Origin of the sequence: Paraburkholderia sp. SECH4, assembly GCF_030511745.1 — a bacterium.
GTDB lineage: Bacteria > Pseudomonadota > Gammaproteobacteria > Burkholderiales > Burkholderiaceae > Paraburkholderia > Paraburkholderia madseniana.
On sequence record NZ_JALOCP010000087.1, the window covers coordinates 1 to 6,956 of the forward strand.

The following is a 6,956-nucleotide window of genomic DNA, read 5'->3' on the forward strand; positions in this document are numbered from 1 at the left end:
CCGAATTCCTGACTGACGCCGCCGTTTAACGTCGGATTTCGACCGCCGTTCACAACTGCAGCCGCGGTGCGGCTTCGGTTGCCGCGAGCCGTCGTCGAATTCGACGAGCGGCACGTAGCCGCGCGGCGAGATCGCGTAGTAGTCTTCACCGTTCGCAAGCTTGTGCGTCTGCAGATTCACGTTGATGCCTTCGAAGTCGATACCCGCTTCGCGCAACGCGATATGGATCGACAGCGAGCATGCGCCGGGGGAGAAGTAGAGCTTCATCGGTGCACCGCCACGTGTGAGATTGAGGTTCCGGGCCATGCCGCGGTAGCACGCGGCCATTCAAGCTTCGCTTGTGTCTAACAGATCTGCGTACCGGCGAATATGCCCGTCAATTGTACCGAGGCAAAGATTAAGAGTTTCGATACGACGGAAGTGATGGCTGACGTCCAGTTCGTCAGTAATACCTATAGCACCATGTATCTGCACGGCCGACTGTGCCACCATGCGCCCGAACCGTCCAACAAGTGCCTTCGCTGCCGACACGGCCTTTTTTCGTTGGACCGGGTTAGCAGCAAGGTGCGTCACTGCGTGATGGGTAATCGACGACGATTGATTACACCCTAATAGCATATCCACCATCCGATGTTGCAACACCTGGAATTTTCCAATCGGTGTCCCGAATTGCTTCCGCGTCCGTGCATATTCGACCGTTTTATGGAGCAGACTTCCCATGGATCCCACAGCGTCCGCGCATACCATTGCAGCAGCTTCATCGCGAATGCGTTCGACGGCCTCTCCACTGTCGTAATACTCACCAATCCATGAATTCAAGGGCACAAATGCCTTGTTGAGATGGACAGTCGAACTACTTCCACCATCAATTGTTCGGTAGTGGCGCATCTCGACGCCGGGGGTATCCACCGGCAGAATAAATGTTCCAGTTGCGCGGTCAGTACCTTCGATCTTTGCAACCACCATCACATAGTCGCTCCAGATACCACCCACAACGCCAGTCTTATGGCCAGTAATCTCAAATCCGCCCGTACTCGGCGAAGCTGATGTCTTCACGTGACTGACGTCAATCACATCATTCGCCTCGTCGCATGCAAACGCGATGATGCTGCTGCCCTCGATCACGCTGGGCAGGTACTGGTCGCGCTGCATCGTAGTACCAAAACGAGCAAGCAGCGTAGCTGAGCAGATGATGGTCGACAGGTATGGCGAAATCACCAAGTTCTTCCCAAACTCGGACATGATCAACATTGCAGTCATCTGATCCGCCCCTGATCCACCGCAACTCTCTGGCAACGTCGCTCCGAGCACACCAAGCTGTCCCAACTCCTTCCAGAAGGGCCTATGAAAGCCGTCGTGGTCAAGTATTGCTGCCTGTCGGACGCCAAATCCGTATTGTTCGACAGAGACCCGCTCAACCATATCGCGCAACATACGCTGCTCATCGTTTAGCGCGAAATCCATCCCGTCCATATACCCTCCTTCTTTGCAACCCCTATGCCACCCGACGCATCAAGGAAGGTGCGCTATTGGCTCCACATAGGGGTGTAACGTAGACCTAAGCGTCCTGCTATCCCGCTACGGGTTCACAGTTGCAGCGCCGTTTTTGCGAGAATGTTCCGCTGGATCTCGCTGGATCCCCCGTAAATTGTTGCTGCGCGCATATTGAGGTACCGCGCCATCGCTACTTGGGCATCTCGGGAAGATGTATCCGACTTTGCAGGGTCGTGGGCATGCAGCGACGCCGCACCGGCTGCTGTCACACATAGCTCACTTGCACGTTGCAATGTCTCTGTGCCGGCTAACTTGAGCAAGGATGTAGTGACCCCTGCCCGCTGTGAGTCGCTCTCGACAAGCATTCGCAACTCCGCTGCCTCAAGCGCATCACAATCGATGCTTAGCTCTGCATAGCGCCAACGAAAGTCCGCGTCTCTCCAGCAATCTTCGCGCTCCTCGGCAATCCGGCGAGCCTGGAGCAGCAATCGACGGACGCGTGGTCCGTAGACTCCGCTGCGCTCGAACTCAAGTAAGCGCTTCGCGACGGTCCAACCCGCACCTTCATCGCCGATTCGGTTCTCAGCCGGGGTTCGAACACTGTCGAAGAACACCTGATTCACCTCGTGCTCACCGGACATACTGATGATTGGATGGACCACCACTCCCGGCGAGCGCATATCAACCAGCAGAAAACTAATTCCTTCCTGCGGGCGCTCGTGCGTAGAGGTTCGCACAAGCAGAAAGATCCAGTCCGCACAATGGGCATGCGTGGTCCAAATCTTTGTGCCCTCAACGATGTACTCGCCTCCTTCACGGTGCGCTCGGCATTTTAGTGCGGCAAGATCGGATCCGGCGCTCGGCTCAGAGTAACCCTGACACCAATAATCTTCACCAGATCGAATACGCGGCAGGAAGCGTGTCTGCTGCTCCTCAGTGCCGAAGTGAATCAGGATGGGGCCGAGCATAAGCAGGCCCGCCGACGACAGCGTGGGAGCGTTCGCCAGCGCGCACTCCTGCTCGAAGATGTACCTTTGTGCAGGCCCCCAGCCCCGTCCTCCGTATTTCGTAGGCCACGTCGGTACAATCCAGCCTCGCTCGTAAAGTCTGCGGTGCCAGATGCGACCAATCTCTGGCGGCGCAAAAACACCGATTTGCTCACACCCCGCCTGTCGCAGTTCCGGTGTCAATGCTTCATCCAGGAACGCTCGAACCTGGGCGCGGAACCCGACTGGATCAATGCTTTCAAGAGAATCGGACATGGTTATTGCATCCATTGCCGCTAGACAAAATCGTCAGTGATAGTTCAGATGGGAGTAGACGGCGGACTCGATGCACCGCATGGCTGCGCGTTCAGCATTCCTCCCCAGCTCTCATCACCCCAGGCGCATTTGCATTAGCTTCGCCTGGCCGTTCAAAACGCTTTCCCCACCGTTTCCGACAGCCGCGCGCATCCGAGCGAAGTCAACGACCTGGTTCGCGAGCAGCTCCAACTGCCTTTCGACCCCAGCATCGAGGCACCTTCCTTCCGTGTCGAATGCTCTCGTGCTGCTATTGATTGCGACCCCCATGGGAGTTGGCCATCCGCGAAGTGCATGAACAATCGATCTCAAGGCGGCCAGTGTGCTACCCGTTGCCTGCCAGCCGAATGCGCAGGCTATGCATCCTACGGCGCGGCCATCAAGGTAGACGGCCTCATCATTGCGCATATCTTCAACGTAATCCAAAGCGTTCTTGATGAGACCCGAAACCGATCCATGGTAGCCCGGTGAGGCGACAACAACGCCGTGACACCGACGGAGCAACGCAATCATTTCCGAGGCAGTGTCGCAACGCTCCGAACGATCGGTCGAATACATCGGAAACTCAAGCTCTGGGCCAGCCACTAATGCCGTCTTTGCGCCAGCGCGCTCTGCCGCGCTCAGTGCAAAGCGCAGGGCCAATTCTGTCGAAGAGCCAGCCCTTGATGTACCACCTACTCCGACGATGAACGGAACAAACTCTTTCATGTTCAGCCCTTTGTCCTATGAACAGCCCACCAGAAATCGCCCGGATTGAGGCATGCGCGTTGAGATGGGTTCGAATGTGCACGTGCCCCCGCCCCACCCTGAAGCGTCCAGATTACCTACGATGCGCGGATGAACATTCGGTAAATCCAATGAGCCAACCTCACTGGGTCACCGTCCGGTCACTAGACAACTTATAGCTGGCGCGCAACGATTTTTTATCGATTTTTCCAACCGCAGTTAGCGGCAGCTCATCAACGAATTCGATCATCTTAGGAACTTGCGCCGGACCCTTCTTCTCGCGGACCAGCGCCTGTAGAGATTCCGTGCAGTGTTTTTCACCAGTGCGCAATACCACGAACGCCGTTACAACTTCACCCCAGTAAGGATCAGGAAGGCCGACGACAGCGCAGCTTGCTACAGATGCATGACCGGAAAGAACGTCCTCAACTTCGCGTGGATAGACATTAAATCCTCCGGATACAATCATGTCCTTCTTGCGATCGACGATGCGGAGAAATCCGCCTTTGTCGCGCACAGCAACGTCACCAGTGTGCAGCCAGCCGCCCGCAAGCGCATCGGCGGTCTGCTCCGGGCGATTGTGGTACCTCGCCATGACTAGTGGCCCCCGAACACAGATCTCCCCTGCAACTCCGTCCGGTACAGGACGCATCTGCTCGTCAAGCAACTCGACGTGCACCCACGGAACGGGACGACCGCACGATGCGAGCCGCTCAGGGTCGTCAGAAACGTGATCGGCTCGACGCATCACACACACCGTCATTGGGGCCTCGACCTGCCCATACCACTGGAAGAACACAGGTCCCAGACGCGCGAGGCCCTGCCGGAGCCGAGTAGGAGACATAGCGGCTGCACCATAGAAGACTGTCTCCAGACTCGACAGGTCAAATTCAGTGGACCGAGGATGATCAAGCAGCGCGTAAATCATGGTCGGCACGAGCAATACACAAGTGATCCGGTGTTTCTCAATAGCTTGAAGCACTTTCAACGGATCAAAACCACGCATTATCACCATCGCCCCGCCACGAAGTAGCGTCGGCAGGAACATTGCTGATCCTGCGTGGCTCAGGTGTGCACACATGAGTTGCTTAACTTCGGCAGGCCACTCCCACTCGGCCATGAGGATGCTCAACATGGCAGCGCCCACTCGATGGGTACCAGCGACAGCCTTGGGCTTGCCTGTTGTGCCACCGGAATACGACAAGCGGTAAACATCTTCCGGACTGGTGTCCGGCGCCACCAAGGCCTCCGGTTTCATTTTGCCCGCCAACTCGCAAAGATTCCGACCCGTCGTGGCCGGTCCAAAAGAGAGAGCGAACAACCCATCCGCTGCCCTAGCCAACGCAGTCCCGCGCTCGTTGTAACTCTCGGGGTCGAAGATGAGGGCCTCCATTCCTGAATCGTTTATTGCGTACTGGTGATCCTCCAGCGAGGCCAGCGGATGCATCGGCACCAACACATATTCGCCCAGAAGGCATGCCCCCGTAACTGCCAGTACCTCCGGCCGATTTGCAGAAAGCACACCAATTCGGGCACCGCGCGCAAGCCCAAGCACTCTTAAAGATTGCAGATATTGGCTAACAAGATCCCGATAGTCGCCCGCAGTCATAATTTGATCATCTCCGTAGTGGAGAAATGGCCGGTCGAGATCGTAGCTAAGCGTATGAACCAGCAATTGGGGCTGGAAAATCCCCTGATGCTGCGCCTCAACAACAGTTGTCATTCCTTCCTCCAGCCTGCCTGATTGAATGTCTTTGACAGGGCGTCTATCAGTTCCGCTCAGTGCACAGATTGACCGCGAGTTCTATTTGGTGGAGAAGACACCCACAAGGGCTCGCACCAAGGAGTCTATGACTTCACGACTTCGGATCCGCAACCTTCAGCAATGACCGCAATGTAGTCAGCGCCCCGCAGTCGGTGAGGCAGTGCCCGACGGTATGCCGGAGCGTCGTACCAACGTTCGGCATCTTCGAAGGTCGGGAATTCCAGGATCGAGACCGCCTCTATTTCAGGACCTTCAAGTACCCGTTGTCGCCCGTGCAGCGCGCGAATAATCATTGGGTGATCCTTGCTCGCTGCTTGCGCCATCGGCCGATACGTGTCAAGTTCACGGGGATCCTTGGTCACTTGTCTAAGGAGCACAACGTACGCTGTCATTATTCACTCCATCCTGGCGAAGTCAGAAGGCCATCGCTCTACCCGATGGATCTAGTCCGTGCGATCGTTTTATCGAGCCCTCCGGAGCGAATATCCTTGTACTCCTGCGTCGTATGACATAGCTCATGCGTGTCAAAGTGCGCCTGAATGGCATTTCTGAAACCTTGCATGTCCGCTGTCCTGTTGAGTGATCTTTTCAACATCTTGATCGCAAACGGAGGCGCTTTTGCGACTTCATTTGCCAACATTAGAGCGCCCTCCTCCAGCGAATCGGTCGGGAAGACTCGGTTTACCATTCCAAGTCGCAGCGCTTCGTCCGCAAGCATCTTGCGGCCGGTGTACAGGAAGTCCTTCGCCGCCCGCAACCCCAACACCCATGGGTGGATTAGTACTTCGGTCGCGGCAGCGGCCAAGGTGACACATGTTGGATCAACGAAAAAGGCATCATCAGAGGCGACGACCAGATCGCACATATTCGCGATCATGAAGCCGCCCGCAATGCACGCGCCTTGTACCTGTGCGATGGTAGGCTTGGGGAAATCCCAGAGCCGCAGACAGTAGCCGAGGTAGCGTTGCTCTTCGTACGCGTAACGGCGCTCGACCTGATCCGGACGGCCCATCGCTTCCTTCACATCGTGACCTGCCGAGAAGTGCTCCCCCTTCCCTCCAACAATCACGACATGGATGTTGTCATCATCCGCACAACGTGATAACGCGTCGTCAAGTTCATCAAGTAACAGTGTTCCTTCAGCGTTACGTCGGTCTGGGCGATTGTGCGAAATTCGTGCAACCTGACCAATGATCTCAAATGCGATATCGCGGTATGGAATGTCCTTCATCTGTCGACTCCCTATTCTGCGTCTTGAAACAATGCGAAACCTCCGCTTCCAATGGGTAGCACTTGCAGAGGGCGCGCGTCCGGCCAGACGATCGTCTGAAACGTTCTATTCGCATACCAAAGTTTTTTCACTTCATTTACCAACACGTACGTGCGTTCCTCAAGCAATCTGCGCGCATCTCATTGATTGCCCACAACCACAACGTTCCGTTGTTCTGCCTCCGATGTAGTCCTTTGCTCTTCGCGGGCCCGCCCCATATACAGACCAGCACTCTCGTTGCGGCTAGATTCTGACGAGAGACGGATCATTCTGGGTAGACCTGCTCAATCCCGAGATTGCGATTAGCAATCAGGAAGCATCCGATTAATGTCAGTCCGGCAGCAATGCCTTGCCGTTATCGATGAATACCTTGCGCAGGATCTCCGGGCTGTGGCCCTGC

At 56.0% G+C, this 6,956-nt stretch carries 6 protein-coding genes and 1 pseudogene; all 7 read right to left on the reverse strand.

The genetic code is table 11. From position 1 onward, the window contains the following. Positions 1–267: pseudogene (locus M0D67_RS41535) on the reverse strand (hypothetical protein); the annotation flags it as partial. A gap of 60 nt (positions 268–327) precedes the next feature. Then, positions 328–1,473 (reverse strand): acyl-CoA dehydrogenase family protein, encoded by a 1,146-nt coding sequence (locus M0D67_RS41540; protein WP_266243517.1) that lies wholly within the window; start codon positions 1,471–1,473, stop codon positions 328–330. Between the two features lie 113 nt (positions 1,474–1,586). Continuing rightward, positions 1,587–2,756 (reverse strand): acyl-CoA dehydrogenase family protein, encoded by a 1,170-nt coding sequence (locus M0D67_RS41545; RefSeq protein ID WP_266243530.1) that lies wholly within the window; start codon positions 2,754–2,756, stop codon positions 1,587–1,589. Between the two features lie 114 nt (positions 2,757–2,870). After that, positions 2,871–3,503 (reverse strand): NADPH-dependent FMN reductase, encoded by a 633-nt coding sequence (locus tag M0D67_RS41550; protein ID WP_266243532.1) that lies wholly within the window; start codon positions 3,501–3,503, stop codon positions 2,871–2,873. 160 nt (positions 3,504–3,663) lie between these two features. Further along, complete coding sequence (locus M0D67_RS41555) at positions 3,664–5,244, reverse strand: AMP-binding protein (protein ID WP_266243534.1); 1,581 nt, start codon at positions 5,242–5,244, stop codon at positions 3,664–3,666. Between the two features lie 125 nt (positions 5,245–5,369). Next, positions 5,370–5,678, reverse strand: a complete 309-nt coding sequence (locus tag M0D67_RS41560; protein WP_266243536.1) for a DUF1330 domain-containing protein — start codon at positions 5,676–5,678, stop codon at positions 5,370–5,372. Between the two features lie 38 nt (positions 5,679–5,716). Continuing rightward, on the reverse strand, positions 5,717–6,517 hold the full coding sequence (locus tag M0D67_RS41565) for an enoyl-CoA hydratase (RefSeq protein WP_266243538.1): 801 nt from the start codon (positions 6,515–6,517) through the stop codon (positions 5,717–5,719). Positions 6,518–6,956: the final 439 nt, after the last annotated feature.

Bases quoted from the DNA above. Each gene is read 5' to 3' on its own strand.
- M0D67_RS41545 (WP_266243530.1), bottom strand. From the start codon at position 2,756: ATGTCCGATTCTCTTGAAAGCATTGATCCAGTCGGGTTCCGCGCCCAG.
- M0D67_RS41565 (WP_266243538.1), bottom strand. From the start codon at position 6,517: ATGAAGGACATTCCATACCGCGATATCGCATTTGAGATCATTGGTCAG.
- M0D67_RS41555 (WP_266243534.1), bottom strand. From the start codon at position 5,244: ATGACAACTGTTGTTGAGGCGCAGCATCAGGGGATTTTCCAGCCCCAA.
- M0D67_RS41550 (WP_266243532.1), bottom strand. From the start codon at position 3,503: ATGAAAGAGTTTGTTCCGTTCATCGTCGGAGTAGGTGGTACATCAAGG.
- M0D67_RS41560 (WP_266243536.1), bottom strand. From the start codon at position 5,678: ATGACAGCGTACGTTGTGCTCCTTAGACAAGTGACCAAGGATCCCCGT.
- M0D67_RS41540 (WP_266243517.1), bottom strand. From the start codon at position 1,473: ATGGACGGGATGGATTTCGCGCTAAACGATGAGCAGCGTATGTTGCGC.